The following is a 16,375-nucleotide window of genomic DNA, read 5'->3' as shown; positions in this document are numbered from 1 at the left end:
GCGGGGAGGGCTGATCCACCGCGGACATCGGCCAACGCTCTACGGGTCGAGGCAGGCGGTGCCTCTACTGTCGCGTCAGCAGCTGGAGGCGAACCCGATCACGGCGACCGAGTTGCACGACACGTTGATCGGCATCTGGACGGTGGTCGAGGACTGGTTGCCGTTGAAGAACCCGGCGTTGTAGCCCGAGGTCCAGTTGCCGCCGTTGCTGTTGTACGCGTACGCGCCGCCGCCGCCACCGTTGCCGTTGCCGTTGCCGTTGCCGTTCCCGTACGAGCTGTTGTGGTAGCTGTTGTTGTTGCCGTACGAGTTGTTGTTGGCGTGGTGCTTCTTGTGCTTCTTCTTGTGGCTGTTGGCGTTCGCGTTGCCGTTGCCGTTGCCGTTCCCGTTGCCGGCGCCGCTGTAGCTGCCGCCGTCGCCGTTGTAGGCGTAGGCGCCGCCGGAGCAGTTGGCGTTCGCGAAGCCGACGATCGCCACGGCGTTGCCGCAGACGTTGACCGGCACCTGGACCGTGGTCGAGGACTGGTTGCCGTTGAAGAACCCGGCGTTGTAGCCCGTGTCCCAGTCGGCGTGGGCGGCGGTGCCGGTGAGCGCGAGGCCACCCAAGGACAGCGCGGCGATCTGCACCGACCGGATGAGCCAGCGATTCATGATGACGACCTTTCGACGAGTGATCGACGGTGAACGTCCGTCGCGACCCCCACTAAACCCGAAATGCGAGTCCTGGACGGATATTTCACGAAAAACAGTCACGCAATGCACCCGCAAGGTTACGTAATGTAGTCCTCTACGGCGTGGCGCCTTGGGGTCAGCGACAGATCTCGATCAAGGCGAGGTCCGGCGGCGGCGGCGCCACAGGTACACCAGCGGCAGCGAGATCAGCACGAGCGCGCCGACGATCAGGGCCGGGGTCTCGTAGCGGTGCACCAGGGCGCGCAGGCGGTCGAGGTTGCCGCCGGCGAAGGCGCCGATCGAGACCCACAGGGCGGTCCAGAGGGCGCCGCCGATCGCGTCGCGGATCGCGTACACGCGCCAGGGCAGGGCGATCGCGCCGGCGATGAGGCCGTTGGTCTGGCGCAGGCCGTCGATGAAGCGGGCGACGACGACGATGTTGCGGCCCCGGCGGGCGAAGAAGCGCTCGGCGCGGTCCAGGCGCGGCTCGGTCAGCCCGACCCGGCGGCCCCAGCGCAGGATGACCGGGCGACCGGCCTTGCGGCCGAGCCAGAAGCCCAGGTTGTCCCCCGCGACGGCGGCGGCGAAGGTGATCACGACGACCAGGGGCAGGCTCATCGAGCCGTGCCCGGCGAGCACGGCGGCGGCCACCACCACGCTGACCGCCGGGGTGGGGATGCCGATCCCCTCCAGCAGCACCAGCAGGGCGAGGGCGGGATAGCCGTAGCGCTCCAGTTGCTCCACGGGACAATGAGATCATGTCGAGTTGGTACGAGTCGCACATCGACCGGCAGATCCGCGAGGCACAGGAGGCCGGGCAGTTCGACGATCTGCCGGGCGCCGGGAAGCCGCTGCCGGACCGCGGGGAGCTCTACGACGAGGACTGGTGGATCCGCGACCTCGCCCGGCGGGAGGGGTTGCCGGGTGGGGTGCCGCCGACCCTGCGGCTGCGCCGCGAGGTCGAGGACCTGCCGGAGCGGTTGCCCGCGCTGCGGACCGAGGAGCAGGTCCGGGCCGTGGTCGAGGACCTCAACACCCGCATCGAGCAGGCACGACGTGGATTGATGGACGGCCCGGCGACGCTCCTGCCGCCCCTGGACGCCGACGCCGTGGTGCGCGACTGGCGAACGGGCCGTTGACACGGTGGCGTGGCGCCGCTTACGTTGCTCCCGCAACTGTTAGTCAATCTGCCTATTAGTTGGAGGAGGCAGCAAATGCCGCTCGGTGGTTCCTCCAAGCTGCTCAAGGCACTCAACGAGGCGGCCGCGCTCGGTCACCTCCTCGACCACGGGCAGCTCACCCGCGCCGAGCTGCGGACGCTGACCGGCCTGTCCAAGCCCACGATCTCCGAGGCGATCCGCCGCCTCGCCGACGCCGACCTGGTCGTCGGCGCCGGGCACGAGACCGGCCGGCCCGGCCCCAACGCGGAGGTGTACGCGGTCAACCCCGACGCCGCGTATGCCGTCGCCATGTCGGTGCGCGACGGCGCACCGTCGCTGACCGCGTCGCTGCACGACCTGCGCGGCGTCCAGCGGGCCAGGCTGGCCGTCCCGGCCGACTTCGCGCACACCGACCCGGCCACCGCGGTCACGTCCGCCATCGACGCGCTGTGCGCCGCCGCCGGGGTCGACCGCGGCCCGGTCGCGCACGTGCAGCTCGCCGTCGCCGGCTCGTTCGACCCCCGGGACCGGGTCATCCACCACGTCGATGTGCCCGGCTGGAGCCGCCGCGGTCTCGTCGATGACCTCGCCACCGCGGCCGGCGTGCCGGTCGAGGTCGACAACGACGTCAACCTCGCCGCGCTCGCCGAACGCGCCCACGGCGCCGCGCGGGACCTGCCGGACACGGACGGGTTCGCGCTGCTGTGGCTCGGCGAGTCCGGCCTCGGCCTCGCCATCGACCTCGGCGGCGGCAACCTGCTGCGCGGCGCCCGCGGCGGCGCCGGCGAGATCGGCTACATGCCCGTCTCGGCCGAGGGCGCCCGCGACTTCCACGACCTGGTCAGCGGCGCCGCGGTGCGGGCCCTCGCGGACGAGCGCGGCGTGCCGGTCACCGACGCGGCACTGCTGCGCGAGCTCGCCGGCCGGATCGTGCTCGGCCTCGCCGCGGTCGTCGCGGTGCTCGACCCGCCGCTCGTGGTGCTCGGCGGGGAGATCGGCCGGGAAGGCGGGACCGCGCTCGGCGAGGCGGTGGCGAAGGCGATGGCGCGGGCCGCGCCGCTGGAGACCGAGATCGCGGTGAGCACCGTCGAGGACGACGCTCCCCTGCTCGGCGCCGCGGACGCCGCGCTGTCCGCCGTGCGCCGGGTCCTGCTCGACAGGTTGCGGCAACCGGGCGCCTGACGGCGCCCCCTCGAACCGCGGACGCCGGCCGATCTGGCGGCATCGACCGGCGTCCGCGCGCTCCACACACCATCCCTCATGCAAGTGACATCGGTCAATGCCTTCGGCGTGACCGCCGCTTCCGCACGCTTCGTTCCGACCCCCAGGAGGAACCCCTTGCGTCGCTTCATCCCCCTCGTCGCGGTGGCGCTGCTCGTCACCGCCTGCACCCCCGGACCGAAGAACAAACCGATCGCCGACCCCGGCGCCGACGTCTCCGGCACCGTGGAGTTCTGGCACTTCTTCACCGACCGCGAGGCCGAGGCGATCGACGCCGTCGTCGCCGACTTCCAGGCCACCCATCCGAAGATCAAGGTCGTGGTCAAGTCCGGCCAGGACGACTCGAAGATGACCCAGGCGATCGGCGGCGGGCAGGGCCCCGACGTCGGCCTGTCCTACTCCACCGACATCGTCGGGCAGTTCTGCGCCAGCGGCGCCTGGCTGGACCTCGGCCAGTACCTGACCCGCGACAAGGTGTCCCTCGACGGCTTCCCGCAGACCGTCAAGGAGTACACGCAGTACAGGAACAAGCGCTGCGCCATGCCGGTGCTCGCCGACGCCTACGGGCTGTACTACAACAAGAAGCTCTTCACCGAGGCCGGGATCGCCGGGCCGCCGAAGACCCTGGAGGAGTTCACCGCCGCGGCGAAGAAGCTCACCAAACGCTCCGCCGACGGCACCATCCAGGTCGCCGGGTTCCTGCCGCTGTGGGGCTTCTACGAGAACGCCCCCTCGCACCTCGGGCCGATGGTCGGCGGGCAGTGGCTCACCGGCGACGGGAAGTCCGCGATCGGCGGCGACCCCGCCTGGCAGACCCTGCTCAAGTGGCAGAAGGACCTCGTCGACTGGTACGGGTACGACAAGCTCGAGGCCTTCCGCGCCTCCCTCGGCGACGAGTACTCCGACGCGAACGCCTTCCAGAAGGGCCAGGTCGCGATGAACTTCGACGGCGAGTACCGCATCGCGTTCGCCAAGGACCAGGCGCCGGACCTGCAGTTCGGGGTCGCCCCGATGCCCACCGCCGGCCCCGACCGGTACGGCGCCGGCTACGTCACCGGCAACGTCATCGGCATCTCCCGCACCGCGAAGAACCCCGAAGCGGCGTGGGAGCTCATCAAGTACCTGACCACCGACACCAAGGCGATCGTCAAGCTCGCCAACAGCCTCAAGAACATCCCGTCCACGAAGGAGGCCCTCGCGTCGCCGGACCTGCACCTGGACGCGGAGTTCAAGACGTTCGTGGACATCTTCAACCACCCGAAGACCACCACCACGCCGCCGTCGTCGGCCGGACCCGCGTACCAGGAGACATTCCAGACGTTCTGCGACTCCTGGCAGAGCGGCGCCGCCACCGACCTCGGCAAAGGCCTGTCCGACGTGGACAAGCAGGTCAACTCGCTGCTGACGCTGGGCGGGTAACGTGCACCACAAGCTCCGCCACACGCTGACCGTCGCCTCGTTCATGGCGCCGGCGACGGTCGGCATCGTGGTCTTCTTCCTGTATCCGCTGCTGAGCGCGGTCTACTTCTCGTTCACGAAGTTCGACCTGCTCAGCACCCCGGAGTGGGTCGGGCTGCGCAACTACCGGCACCTGTTCGACGACCCGTTCCTGACCCGCGCCGCGGTCAACACGCTGTGGCTGTGCGCGATCATGGTCCCGGCCCGGATGATCGGCGGCCTCGCCACCGCCTGGCTGCTCACCACCGTCAGGCGCGGCGGCGGGCTGGTCCGCACGATCTTCTACCTGCCGGCCCTCGCCCCGCCGGTCGCCGCCACCCTCGCCTTCGTGTACCTGCTCAAACCCGGCGTCGGCCCGGTCAACACCGCCCTGGCGCAGGTCGGCGTCGACGGGCCGCTGTGGTTCAACTCCCCCGACTGGTCCAAACCGTCGCTGGTCCTGCTCGGCCTGTGGGGCGTCGGCGACATCATGGTGCTGTACCTGGCGGCGCTGCTGGACGTGCCGCAGGCGCAGCTCGAGGCGGCCCAGATCGACGGGGCGAACGCCTGGCAGCGCTTCCGCAACGTGACGCTGCCGCACATCTCGCCGGTCGTGCTGTTCACCGCCGTCGTCGGGGTCATCGGCACCCTGCAGTACTTCACCCAGGCGGCGGTCGCGGCGTCGGCGGCCAGCGGCCAGGCCACGACCGGCGCCGGCATCTCCTCCACCTTCGGCTACCCGGAAGGCTCCACGTTCACCTACCCGCTGTGGCTGTACGTCGTCGGCTTCCGCTACGGCGCCCTCGGCTACGCCAACGCGATGGCGGTCGTGCTGTTCCTCGTCGCCTTCGCCGTCTCGCTGCTGCTCCTGCGCCGCTCATTGAAGGTGACATGAACCGCTGGTTGTTGTGGACGGCACGGCACAGCATCACCGTCGCGCTGTGCGTCATGTTCGTCGCGCCCGTGCTCTTCCTGGTGCTGACCTCGCTGATGACCGACTCGCAGGCGCTGACCTCGTCCTACTGGCCGCGGGAGTGGCGCTTCGCCAACTACGCCGACGTGTTCGGCAAGACGCCGCTGCCGCGGTACCTGCTCAACACGGTGCTGTACGCGGTGGCGGCGACCGTGTTCATGCTCCTGGCCAGCGTGCCCGCCGCCTACGCCCTCGCGAAGCTGCGCTGGCGGGGGCAGGGGGTCTACCTCGTCGTCATCGTCTGCATGATGATGATCCCGCCGCAGGTCACGACGGTGCCGCTGTACCTGATGTGGGCGAACTACGGGCTCACCGGCACGCTGTGGCCGCTGGTGCTGCCGATGCTGCTGGGCGACGCGTTCTCCATCTTCCTCCTACGGCAGTTCCTGCTCACCATCCCCACCGAGTACCTCGACGCGGCCCGGGTCGACGGGTGCGGCGAGTGGCGGACCCTGCTGAGGATCGTGCTGCCGATGGCCCGGCCCGGGATCGCCGCGGCGGCATTGTTCCAGTTCTTCTACGCCTGGAACGACTACTACGGGCCACTGCTGTACACCAGCGAGAACGAACGCAACTGGACCCTCTCTTTGGGCCTCGCGTCCTTCAGGACCCTGCATCATGTGCAGTGGAACCTCGTCAGCGCCGCCACCATCCTCACGATGGTGCCCATCGTGGTGCTGTTCTTCTTCGCCCAGCGCGCCTTCGTGCAAGGTGTCACGTTGACAGGAGTCAAAGGTTGAAAATCGCCGTCGTCGGGGGCGGGTCCACCTACACCCCGGAGCTCATCGACGGGTTCGCGCGGCTCGCACCGTTCGCCTCGGAGATCGTCCTGCTCGACCCGCACCGGGAGCGCCTCGACGTCGTCGGGGCGTTCGCCCGGCGGCTCATGGCCGCCCACGGGCACCCGGGGACGCTGCGGTGGACGTCCGACGTCGACGACGCCCTCGAGGGTGCCTCGACCGTGGTCATCCAGCTGCGGGTCGGCGGGCAGGCGGCGAGGATCAGCGACGAGACGTTCCCCCTCGCCTGCGACTGTGTCGGGCAGGAGACGACGGGCGCCGGCGGCCTCGCCAAGGCGCTGCGCACGGTGCCGGTGGTCCTGGACATCGCGCGGCGGGCGGACCCCGGCGCGTGGATCGTCAACTTCACCAACCCGGTCGGGATCGTGACGCGGGCGTTGCTCGACCACGGGCACCGGGCGGCGGGCCTGTGCAACGTGGCGATCGGCTTCCAGCGCCGGTTCGCGGCGACCCTCGGTGTCGCGCCGTCCGCCGTGGTACTGGACCACGTCGGGCTCAACCACCTCACGTGGGAGCGCGCGGCGTACGTGGACGGCGTGGACCGGCTGCCGTCCCTGTTGACGGACCACCTCGGCGACATCTCGGCCGAGGTCCAGATCCCCGCGCCGGTGCTGGCGTCGCTGGGCAACGTGCCGTCGTACTACCTGCGGTACTTCTACTGCCACGACGCCGTGGTCGCCGAGGAGCGGGGGCAGCCGACCCGCGGCGCCCGCGTGGCCGAGATCGAGTCGGAGCTGCTGCGCATGTACGCCGACCCCGCCCTGACCAGGAAGCCCGAGCTGCTCGGGCAGCGGGGCGGCGCGTTCTACTCCGAGGCGGCGGTCGGGCTGATCGCCTCGCTGCAGCACGACGACGGCGGCATCCACGCCGTCAACGTCCGTAACGGCGGCACCATGCCGTTCCTGCCCGACGACGCCGTCATCGAGGTCACCTGCGAGGTCGGCGCTTCCGGTGCGACCCCGCTGCCGGCCCCGCCGCTGGCCGCGCACCTGCGCGGTCTCGTCGGCGCGGTCAGCGCCTACGAGGAGCTCGCCGTCGACGCCGCCGTGCGGGGCGGCCGGGACCGGGTGTACCAGGCACTGCTCGCGCACCCGCTGGTCGGCCAGCACGACCGGGCGGCCCGCCTCACCGACGACCTGCTCGCCGCGAACCGCGACCACCTCGCGTGGCTGTCGTGACGGCTCGGCTCTACGCCGCGGTCGACGGCGGCAACTCCAAGACCGACGTCGTGCTCGGCGACTCCGACGGCAGGATCCTCGCCCGCATCCACGGTCCCACCGTGTCCCCGCACGTCATCGGCCTGCCCGGCTGCCTCGACACGCTGGGCGGCCTGGTGCGGCAGGCCCGGGCGGCCGCCGCGTTGCCGGCCGGGCTGCCGTTGAGCCGGCTGTCGGCGTACCTCGCGGGCGCCGACCTGCCCGTCGAGGTCGACCGGCTCAACGAGGGCGTGGCGGCGCTCGGCCTGGCCGACGCGGTCGCCGTCGACAACGACCTGTTCGCCCTGCTGCGCGCCGGCACCGCGGACCCCGACGCGGTCGGCGTCGTCTGCGGCGCCGGGATCAACGCCGCCGGGCGTCGCCGCGACGGGCGGACGTCGCGCTTCCCGGCGCTCGGCCAGCTGTCCGGTGACTGGGGCGGCGGTCAGGCTCTCGCCGCGCTCGCCCTGTACTACGCGGTCCGCGGTGAGGACGGTCGCGGCCGGCCCACCGCGCTGACCGGCGCCGTGACCGACCTGTTCGGGCTGCCGAGCGCCGAGGCGGTCAGCGTCGCCCTGCACCTGGGCGACGTGCCGCCGGGCCGTCTCGACGAGCTGTGCGAGGTCCTGTTCACCGTCGCCGCGGCCGGTGACGCCGTCGCGTCGCGGGTCGTCGCCCGGCTCGCCGACGAGATCGAGGCCCTGGTCAGGGTCGCCGCGGACCGGCTGGGGCTGCTGGGCGCCGCGTACACGGTCGTGCTCGGCGGGGGCGTGCTCACCGCCCGGCACCCGCAGCTGCACACCGACGTCCTGGCGCGGCTCGCGGCGCTGTCACCGCGGGCGTCGGTGACGGTGCTGTCGTCGCCGCCGGTCGCGGGGGCGGCGCTGCTCGCCCTCGACGCGCTGCACGGCGGCCCGGTCCCCGCCACCGTGGAGGCCGCCGTCCGAGCAGGCCTGTAGACATTCAGCTCCACCGCTATGGTCGAAGTCTGACGGACAGGGGGATCCGCGTGACTCGGCGAAGCACGGTGTGGCTGGGTGTGGTGGCGTGCGCGGTCGCCGCTGCCGTGGCGGTGGTGTGGGCGGCGCACCCGGACCTGACCCGCGTGCCGATCGACTACGTCGCCGTGGCGCGGGACACCGACGGGCGCACGCTCAACGTGCACCTGACGTTCTCCAGCTGCCAGGAGTTCGACCGGATGGCGGGCGTCGAGAGCTACCGGAAGGTGGCGCTCGCCGCCTACGTGCACGACCTGCCCTCGTGCGGCACCGTGCCGACGACGTCGCAGGTCGTGGCGTACCGGCTGGACCTGCCGCTGCAGGACAGGCCGATCGTGGACACCGGCGGCAGCCCGCTCACCGTCGCGAGCTGACACTAGGCTCACACCCGGCGGTCGCCCGCCGATGGGGTGTGTGAGGTCGGGCACAGAACTGGCCGATCGGTCAGGTTCTGACCGATCGGTCAGGCATGCTGGCCGTCGGAGGTGACCCCCATGGCCCGCAGCAGGACCCGCGACGAGATCCTCGCCGCCGCCAGCCGCCAGTTCGCCGAGTCCGGCTACAAGGGCACGTCGCTGCAGGACATCGCGGCCGAGGTCGGCTGCTCCAAGGCCACCCTGCTGTATCACTTCGACGGCAAGGACGCGATCCTCCGCGAGCTGTGCGCGCCCGCCATCGCCGAGCTCAAGGACCTCCTCGACGAGGTCGGCGCCGCCCCCGGACCCGCCGCCGCGCGCAAGATCGCCGTGGAGGGGTTCGTCGAGCTGGCGATGCGCCACCGCCGCGAGATCCAGGTCATCTACGGGGACCTGCCCGCCCTGCTCCTGCAGCCGGCGCTCCGGCCGGTACACGAGCTGACGGAACAGCTGCACGCGACCCTCGCCGGCACGTCCGGCACCGCGCAGTCGCGGCTGTCGGCGAAGTTCGTCCTCGCCGGGCTGCCCGCGGTGATCTTCGCCTGCACCGAGTTCGACGACGCGACCCTGCGGGCGGCGCTCATCGCCACCGCCGGCCGGGCCCTTGAATCGCTCTGAATCGCTCTGAATCGCTCTGAATCCCTCTCCGACAACCCCTGACCCAGTTAAGGACGACCGACATGGCAACCGTGCTCTACCGGCTCGGGCGAGCATCCTTCCGGCACCGCTGGCTCGTGCTGATCATCTGGGTGGTGATCCTCGGCGGGCTCGGTGGCTCGGCGCTCGCGTTCCGCGGCGCGACCTCCAGCGACTTCACGATGCCCGGCACCGAGTCGCAGCGGGCGATCGACGCGCTGAAGTCGCAGTTCCCGGAGGCCAGCGGCGCGACCGGCACGATCGTCGTCGCCGCCCCGGAGGGGCAGAGCCTCCAGACGTCCAAGAGCACGGTCGACGCGCTCGTCGCGGAGGCGGGCAAACTGCCGGGGGTCATCGGCGCGCTCGACCCCTTCCAGACCGGCGCCGTGTCGCAGGACACCCGTTACGCGCTGATCACCGTCCAGTTCGCCGAGCGGGCCGACAAGGTCACCGACGAGCAGCGCTCCGCCTACGAGGCGAGCGGCGCCGCCGCCGAGCAGGCCGGCCTGCGGGTCGAGCACGGCGGCGAGGTCATGAACAGCGAACCGGAGGTCGGCGGCACCGAGGGCATCGGCGTGCTCATCGCCCTGGTCGTGCTGGTCGTGACGTTCGGCGCGCTGGTCGCGGCCGGCATGACGATGCTCAACGCGCTCATCGGCGTCGGCGCCGGCATGGCCGGGCTCTACGCGCTGAGCGGCGCCATCCAGCTCACCAGCACCGCACCGGTGCTCGCGCTCATGCTCGGCCTCGCGGTCGGCATCGACTACTCGCTGTTCATCACCTCCCGGCACCGGCAGAACCTGGTCGACGGCATCGCCCCCGAGGAGGCGGCCGGGCGGGCCGTCGGCACCGCCGGGTCCGCGGTCGTCTTCGCCGGCGCCACCGTCGTCATCGCCCTCGCCGGCCTGTTCGTCGTCAACATCCCGTTCCTGACCGTGATGGGTCTCGCCGCCGCCGGCACCGTCGCGGTCGCGGTGCTCGTCGCCATCACCCTGCAGCCGGCGCTGCTCGGCTTCGCCGGACTGCGCATCCTGCCGAGGCGCCTGCGCAAGACCGTCGACGCCGTCCCCACCCACGCCGAAGGGTTCGGGTTCCGCTGGGCGCGGGCGATCACCCGCTTCCGCATCCCCGTGCTGCTCGTCGGGGTCATCGGCCTCGGCGCCCTCGCCATCCCCGCCGCGGACATGCGCATCGCGCTGCCCGGCGCCAGCGCCGGCCCCACCGACTCCCCCGCCCGCAAGGCCGCCGACCTCATCGAGCAGGGCTTCGGGCCCGGCTTCAACGGCCGGCTCGCGCTGGTGGTGTCCACCGACTCGCCGGACACGACCAAGGCGAAGGCGCAGGAGGCGCTCGGCGTCCTGCAGGGCACCACGAACCTGCTCGCCGCGACCCCGCCGAACTTCAGCCGCGACGGCAAGACCGCCCTGCTCGCCATCATCCCGAAGACCGGCCCGACCGACGAGGCCACCGAGACCCTCGTCCACGACGTCCGCGCCAAGGTCAAGCAGGTCCAGGGCGCCGACATCGCGCTCACCGGGCAGACCGCCGTCGGCATCGACGTGTCGGAGAAGCTGTCCGACGCGATGCCGCGCTACCTGCTGCTCGTCGTGGGCCTGTCGGTGCTGCTGCTGATGCTGGTGTTCCGCTCGATCCTGGTGCCGCTCAAGGCCGCCGCCGGGTTCCTGCTCACCGTCGGCGCCACCTTCGGCATCACCGTCCTGGTGTTCCAGAAGGGGCACCTGGCGTCGCTCGTCGGGCTCGACACGCCCGGGCCCCTCGTCAGCTTCCTGCCGATCCTGCTCATCGGCATCCTGTTCGGCCTCGCCATGGACTACGAGGTGTTCCTCGTGTCCCGGATGCGGGAGGACTACGTCCACGGCGCCGGCCCGCAGGAGGCCACGATCAGCGGCATGGGCCACGGCGCCCGGGTGGTCACCGCGGCGGCGCTCATCATGACGTCGGTGTTCGCCGGCTTCATCCTGCTCGACGACCCCGTCATCAAGTCGATGGGCTTCGCCCTCGCGATCGGCGTCGCCATCGACGCGTTCGTGGTCCGCATGACGATCGTCCCGGCGGTCGTGTCGCTGCTCGGCCGGTCCGCGTGGTGGCTGCCGGGCTGGCTGTCGAAGATCCTGCCGAACGTCGACATCGAGGGCGAGAAGCTCCGCGAGCACCTCGCCGCCGAGCCCGAGCCGTTGCCCGTCCGGGTCTGACGCCCCGCCGGGGGCCGGGTGGCGGGCGAATCCGCTCGCCGCCCGCTCCCGGCATCGGCACACTGACGCGATGACCCGGATCCTGGTGACCGCCGACGACGCGTTGCTGGACGGTGCGGCCGCGGTCTGGGCGTCGGCGACCGCCGCCCGCGACGGCGGCCCGGTCGCGCCGCTCCACCTGGCCCGGCCGCTGCTATCGGGGTTGACGGTCGTCGTGGCCCTCGACCCGGCCGGCGCCGTGGCGGGGTTCGCCGCCGTCGAAGGCGCCGTCGAAGGCGCCGTCGTCCGCTACGTCGGGGTGCGGCCCGCCGACTGGGGCACCGGCGTCGGCCGCCGGCTGATGCTGCACCTGCCGGGCCTGCTCGCGGCGGCCGGGCACACGCACGCGGAGCTCGCCGTCTACGTGGACAACCTGCCCGCCGTGCGCCTGTACACCGGGCTCGGCTGGGTCCCGGACGGACCGCCCGCCCCGCATCCGCGCACCGGGCGGCCGGAGCAGCGGTTCCGGCTCGAGCTGCCGGCCGCGTGACCCGGCTGCGGGCCCTCGTCGGCCGCGCCCCCGGCGGGCGGGTGCTGCGTCCCCGTTCCGCGCCGGAGCTCGAGGTCCGGTCGCCGCTCGCGACACACGGCGACGGACTGCTCGCCGGGTCCCGCGCGGCGCTGCTGGAGTTCGGCGCCTGGTGCAGGGTCGCGGCGGTCAGCCCGCACAGCGTCGTACACCTGCCGCTGCCCGGACCCCTGGACCTGGTCGTCTCCCGTGCGCTGCGCCCCTCGGCGTGGAAGGCGTGGGGGGGGGGGGGGGGGTCCCCCCCCCCCCCCCCCCCCCCCCCCCCCCCCCGCTGCACTCACCCGCGCCGCGCCCGGCCCCGCCCGACGACCGGGCCGCGCCGCCGCCGCGGGTCGCCGAGCACGCGGCGACGCTGTTCCTGCTCGGCACGCCGGCGGCCCTGTTCCGGCTCGGCGACGACGTCACCGCGGCGTGCGCGGACGTGCCGCTGCTCCGCGACGTCCGCCGGCGCGGGGAGGCCCTCCTGCTCGGCCTCCCCGGCCTCGACATGGACGTGCTCGTCAGGGACGACCGGTTCCGTCGCCGCTGAACAGGTCCACGTGCTCCTCGAGCCAGTCCCGCAGGGTCAGCGCCGGCCGCCCGGCGATCCGCGGCACCGTGTCGAACACCGCGTTGTCCCACGCGCCCGACTGCCGTTTGAGCTCCAGCAGCGACTCCAGCCGGGGACCGCCCCGGCCGCGGGCCTCGGACACCGCCCGGGTCTGCGCGACCGTCCGGACCGCGAGCCGCACCCGCGCGCCGATCACCGCACCGACCAGGTCCGCCTGGCGCCGCGGCGACAACGCCTCCGGGCCGGTGATCGTGTACTCCCGGCCCGCGTGCCCGGGCGTGGTCAGCACCGCCGCGGCGACGGCGGCGACGTCGAGGGGGTGCACCATCGCGGACACCGGGTCGGTCTCGGTGACCGTCATGGTGCGGGTCGCGGCGATCCCGGGTGCGTACTGCTCCAGGTACGTCATGAACGTCCCCGGCCGCAGGATCGTCCACGGGATCCCGGACCCGCGGACCACGTCCTCGCCGGCGCGGTGGCCGGCGGAGATCGCGTCGGTGGCGCCGAACGTGACCCCGCTGGTGGACAGCTTGACCAGGTGCCGGACCCCGGCGGCGCAGGCGGCGTCGACGAGGGACCGCTCCTGGACCGGGCCGCCGGGTCCGTGCCCGGGGACGAGGACGAACACGGCGGTCACGCCGTCGAGGACGGCGGGCAGTGTCTCGGGCCGGTCGAGGTCGCCGTAGACCTCACCGGGGAGCCTGGGTCTGCGGGTCATGGCCCGCACGGCGCCCTGCCGCGCGAGCAGGGGGACGAGCTCGGAACCGATGGTGCCGGTGGCACCGGTGACCAGAATCATGATCTTCCAAGGGTGATCGCGGCGCACACCTGGCGCCGGGCGAGGACGTACAAGGGAGCGGCGCCGCACGCATAGCGCGGCGAGGTGCAGACCTCGATCGCCGGTCAGCTCCCGACCGGGACCCCATCTCCGTCTTGTCGTGTCTCGCGACCACGTCCCTTCCTCGGTGCGCCGACTGTACCGCACCCACCGGCGCCGTTCAGGCAGGCGGCCGGGCTTTACAAAAACAGTAAGGAAACTTAATAATGGCGAGCACCGTCGATGGAGGTCCACCCCCATGAAGCGCATCGCGCTCATCCTCGGCGCCGCGATCCTGCTGGTGACCGGTCTGCTCGTCACTACGAACGCCTATGCCGCCAATCTGTTGACCAACCCCGGCTTCGAGAGCGGGAACCTGTCCGGCTGGTCGTGCACCGGCACCGGATCCGGGGTCGTGACCACGCCCGTGCACGGCGGGTCCTACGCCCTCAACGGCAACGCCACCGCGTCCGACACCGCCAACTGCACCCAGACGGTGACGGTCCAGCCGAACACCGCCTACTCGCTCACCGGCTGGGTCCGCGGCTCCTACGTGTACCTCGGCATCACCGGCGGCGCGTCCACCTGGACCAGCGGGACCGCCTACAGCAAGCTCACCGTCCCGTTCACCACCGCCGCCGGCCAGACGTCGGTGCAGGTGTTCATCCACGGCTGGTACGGCACCGGCGCGTACCAGGCCGACGACATCTCCCTGGACGGCCCCGGCGGCAACCCGACCACGTCGCCGACCACCAGCAAGAGCCCGAGCAGCAGCCCGAGCCCGAGCAAGAGCCCCAGCGCGAGCCCCAGCAAGAGCCCGAGCACCAGCCCCAGCACCAGCCAGCCGCCGGTGACGGGCCTGCCGAAGCACGCGCTCATCGGCTACCTGCACGCCAGCTTCGCCAACGGCTCCGGCTACGTGCGGGTCGCCGACATCCCCGCCGCGTGGGACATCATCAACCTGTCGTTCGGTGAGCCGACCTCGGTGACGTCCGGCGACATCCGGTTCAACCGCTGCCCGGTCGCCGAGTGCCCCAACGTCGAGTCCGACGCCGAGTTCCTCGCCGCGATCAAGGCCAAGCAGGCCCAGGGCAAGAAGATCCTGATCTCCATCGGCGGGCAGAACGGGCAGGTGCAGCTCACCACCACCGCCGCGCGGGACGCGTTCGTCAACTCGGTCAGCGCGATCATCGACCGGTGGGGCCTGGACGGGCTCGACATCGACTTCGAGGGCCACTCGCTCTACCTCAACGCCGGCGACGCCGACTTCCGCAACCCGACCACGCCGGTCGTGGTGAACCTGATCGCCGCGCTCAAGACGCTGAAGGCCAAGTACGGCACCAAGTTCGTGCTGACCATGGCGCCGGAGACGTTCTTCGTGCAGCTGGGCTACCAGTTCTACGGCGGCACCACGCAGGGTGACAACCGGGCCGGCTCCTACCTGCCGGTCATCCACGCGGTCCGGGACTTCCTCACCGTGCTGCACGTCCAGGACTACAACTCGGGTCCGATCACCGGGCTGGACAACCAGTACCACACGATGGGCGGCGCGGACTTCCACATCGCGATGACCGACATGATGAAGGCCGGCTTCCCGGTCGCGAACACCGGTCAGACGTTCCCGGGCCTGCGCGCGGACCAGATCGCGTTCGGCGTCCCGGCCGCGGTCAGCGCCGGCAACGGCTACGTCGCCCCGGCGGTGGTCCAGGCCGCCGTCAACTGCCTCGTCAAGGGCACCGGCTGCGGTGGGTACACCCTGCGCGGCGGCACCTCGCCCAACTTCCGGGGCCTGATGACCTGGTCCATCAACTGGGACCGGTACTACTCCTGGGAGTTCATGAACACCCAGGAACCGTTCCTGAACGCCCTGCCGTAGTTCCGCGGCCGCGCTGCCGTAGGTTCGAGTGCGTGAGCGCCCTTGATCTCGTCAGCACCTGGCCAGTCACCACCGCATCGGTCGCGGTCGTGGGTCCCGAAGGGATCCGCGACCGCACCGGTCCGGACGACCCCCTGCCGTGGGCGTCCGTGACGAAACTGCTGACGGCGCTGACGGTCCTCGTCGCCGTCGACAAGGGCGACGTGACGCTCGACGAGCCCGCCGGCGCCGAGTCCCCGCAGGGCGCCACGGTCCGCCACCTGCTGGCCCACACGTCCGGGGTCGCGTTCGACGACGACACGCAGGTCGCGCAGCCCGGCCGGAAGCGGATCTACTCCAACCGCGGGTTCGAGCTGCTCGCCGACTTCGTGCTGACTCGCACCGGCGGCACGTTCGCCGAGCTGATGACCGAGTCGGTGCTGCGCCCGCTCGGCATGGGCGGCACCACGCTGCAGGGCTCCCCCGCCGCCGGTGCCAGGGGCCCGCTGTCTGACCTGGCCCTGCTCGGCCAGGAGCTGCTCGACCCGTCGCTGGTCCCGGACCTGATGCCGGAAGCGACGACCGTCCAGTTTCCGGGGGTCTCCGGTGTACTGCCCGGCTTCGGCCGTCAGGACCCGAACGACTGGGGGCTGGGCTTCGAGATCCGTGACGGGAAGTCCCCGCACTGGACGGGCTCCCGCAACTCACCCGCCACGTTCGGCCACTTCGGCCGCTCGGGCACCTTCCTGTGGGTCGACCCGGTCGCCGGCCTGGCGTGCGCCTGCCTGACCGACCGCGACTTCGGCGAGTGGTCCGCGGAGGTCTGGCCGGTCCTGTCCGACGCCGTCCTCGGCTGAGCGCCC

The 16,375-nt window shown here is 71.9% G+C and carries 16 protein-coding genes; 13 read left to right on the top strand and 3 right to left on the bottom strand.

Annotated elements, in window-relative coordinates:
- Positions 1-75: 75 nt before the first annotated feature.
- The gene (locus tag ACZ6TV_RS17190) at positions 76-651 is read right to left on the bottom strand and encodes a chaplin family protein (protein WP_465298150.1); all 576 of its coding nucleotides are present in this window, start codon (positions 649-651) and stop codon (positions 76-78) included.
- A 174-nt stretch (positions 652-825) separates the two neighbouring features.
- Positions 826-1,416, bottom strand: coding sequence for a DedA family protein (locus ACZ6TV_RS17185; RefSeq protein ID WP_465298149.1), 591 nt, complete (start codon positions 1,414-1,416; stop codon positions 826-828).
- Between the two features lie 14 nt (positions 1,417-1,430).
- Here ACZ6TV_RS17185 and ACZ6TV_RS17180 point away from each other — a divergent pair, with 14 nt between their 5' ends.
- From ACZ6TV_RS17180 to ACZ6TV_RS17130, 11 genes are all read left to right on the top strand, one after another.
- A complete protein-coding gene (locus ACZ6TV_RS17180) occupies positions 1,431-1,811 on the top strand; it encodes a DnaJ family domain-containing protein (RefSeq protein WP_465298148.1) in 381 nt (126 codons plus the stop codon).
- 75 nt (positions 1,812-1,886) lie between these two features.
- Positions 1,887-3,014 carry an ROK family transcriptional regulator gene (locus ACZ6TV_RS17175; RefSeq protein WP_465298146.1) on the top strand — a complete coding sequence of 376 codons (1,128 nt, stop codon included), beginning with the start codon at positions 1,887-1,889 and terminating at the stop codon, positions 3,012-3,014.
- Positions 3,015-3,170: 156 nt separating this feature from the next.
- Positions 3,171-4,472, top strand: coding sequence for an ABC transporter substrate-binding protein (locus tag ACZ6TV_RS17170; protein ID WP_465298145.1), 1,302 nt, complete (start codon positions 3,171-3,173; stop codon positions 4,470-4,472).
- Between the two features lies 1 nt (position 4,473).
- Positions 4,474-5,385 carry a carbohydrate ABC transporter permease gene (locus ACZ6TV_RS17165; protein ID WP_465298144.1) on the top strand — a complete coding sequence of 304 codons (912 nt, stop codon included), beginning with the start codon at positions 4,474-4,476 and terminating at the stop codon, positions 5,383-5,385.
- A complete protein-coding gene (locus ACZ6TV_RS17160) occupies positions 5,382-6,203 on the top strand; it encodes a carbohydrate ABC transporter permease (protein ID WP_465298143.1) in 822 nt (273 codons plus the stop codon). The genes ACZ6TV_RS17165 and ACZ6TV_RS17160 overlap by 4 nt, the downstream gene beginning before the upstream one ends.
- A complete protein-coding gene (locus tag ACZ6TV_RS17155) occupies positions 6,200-7,441 on the top strand; it encodes a 6-phospho-beta-glucosidase (RefSeq protein ID WP_465298142.1) in 1,242 nt (413 codons plus the stop codon). Before ACZ6TV_RS17160 ends, ACZ6TV_RS17155 begins: the two co-directional genes overlap by 4 nt.
- Entirely contained in the window at positions 7,438-8,418 is a 981-nt protein-coding gene (locus tag ACZ6TV_RS17150) for an N-acetylglucosamine kinase (RefSeq protein ID WP_465298141.1), read from the top strand. Before ACZ6TV_RS17155 ends, ACZ6TV_RS17150 begins: the two co-directional genes overlap by 4 nt.
- A 50-nt stretch (positions 8,419-8,468) precedes the next feature.
- The gene (locus tag ACZ6TV_RS17145) at positions 8,469-8,831 is read left to right on the top strand and encodes a hypothetical protein (RefSeq protein ID WP_465298140.1); all 363 of its coding nucleotides are present in this window, start codon (positions 8,469-8,471) and stop codon (positions 8,829-8,831) included.
- A gap of 120 nt (positions 8,832-8,951) precedes the next feature.
- Positions 8,952-9,491 (top strand): TetR/AcrR family transcriptional regulator, encoded by a 540-nt coding sequence (locus ACZ6TV_RS17140; RefSeq protein ID WP_465298139.1) that lies wholly within the window; start codon positions 8,952-8,954, stop codon positions 9,489-9,491.
- Positions 9,492-9,553: 62 nt separating this feature from the next.
- Positions 9,554-11,722, top strand: coding sequence for an MMPL family transporter (locus ACZ6TV_RS17135; RefSeq protein WP_465298138.1), 2,169 nt, complete (start codon positions 9,554-9,556; stop codon positions 11,720-11,722).
- Positions 11,723-11,792: 70 nt separating this feature from the next.
- Positions 11,793-12,251 (top strand): GNAT family N-acetyltransferase, encoded by a 459-nt coding sequence (locus ACZ6TV_RS17130; protein WP_465298137.1) that lies wholly within the window; start codon positions 11,793-11,795, stop codon positions 12,249-12,251.
- 539 nt (positions 12,252-12,790) lie between these two features.
- Here ACZ6TV_RS17130 and ACZ6TV_RS17125 read toward each other — a convergent pair.
- On the bottom strand, positions 12,791-13,639 hold the full coding sequence (locus tag ACZ6TV_RS17125) for an SDR family oxidoreductase (RefSeq protein WP_465298136.1): 849 nt from the start codon (positions 13,637-13,639) through the stop codon (positions 12,791-12,793).
- Positions 13,640-13,916: 277 nt separating this feature from the next.
- On the opposite strand from ACZ6TV_RS17125, the gene ACZ6TV_RS17120 reads away from it, so the two are divergent.
- Positions 13,917-15,533: a chitinase gene (locus ACZ6TV_RS17120; protein ID WP_465298135.1), complete on the top strand. Its 1,617-nt coding sequence runs from the start codon at positions 13,917-13,919 to the stop codon at positions 15,531-15,533.
- A gap of 32 nt (positions 15,534-15,565) precedes the next feature.
- Entirely contained in the window at positions 15,566-16,369 is an 804-nt protein-coding gene (locus ACZ6TV_RS17115; protein ID WP_465298134.1) for a serine hydrolase domain-containing protein, read from the top strand.
- The last annotated feature ends 6 nt before the right edge of the window (positions 16,370-16,375 follow it).

It is taken from the genome of Dactylosporangium sp. NPDC051087 (assembly GCF_055586325.1).
The sequence above is the reverse complement of the archived record's forward strand: the minus strand, read 5'-3'. Positions and strand labels throughout refer to the sequence as shown.

Bases quoted from the DNA above. Each gene is read 5' to 3' on its own strand.
- ACZ6TV_RS17190 (WP_465298150.1), bottom strand. From the start codon at position 651: ATGAATCGCTGGCTCATCCGGTCGGTGCAGATCGCCGCGCTGTCCTTG.
- ACZ6TV_RS17180 (WP_465298148.1), top strand. From the start codon at position 1,431: ATGTCGAGTTGGTACGAGTCGCACATCGACCGGCAGATCCGCGAGGCA.
- ACZ6TV_RS17175 (WP_465298146.1), top strand. From the start codon at position 1,887: ATGCCGCTCGGTGGTTCCTCCAAGCTGCTCAAGGCACTCAACGAGGCG.
- ACZ6TV_RS17160 (WP_465298143.1), top strand. From the start codon at position 5,382: ATGAACCGCTGGTTGTTGTGGACGGCACGGCACAGCATCACCGTCGCG.
- ACZ6TV_RS17140 (WP_465298139.1), top strand. From the start codon at position 8,952: ATGGCCCGCAGCAGGACCCGCGACGAGATCCTCGCCGCCGCCAGCCGC.
- ACZ6TV_RS17135 (WP_465298138.1), top strand. From the start codon at position 9,554: ATGGCAACCGTGCTCTACCGGCTCGGGCGAGCATCCTTCCGGCACCGC.
- ACZ6TV_RS17130 (WP_465298137.1), top strand. From the start codon at position 11,793: ATGACCCGGATCCTGGTGACCGCCGACGACGCGTTGCTGGACGGTGCG.
- ACZ6TV_RS17125 (WP_465298136.1), bottom strand. From the start codon at position 13,639: ATGATTCTGGTCACCGGTGCCACCGGCACCATCGGTTCCGAGCTCGTC.
- ACZ6TV_RS17120 (WP_465298135.1), top strand. From the start codon at position 13,917: ATGAAGCGCATCGCGCTCATCCTCGGCGCCGCGATCCTGCTGGTGACC.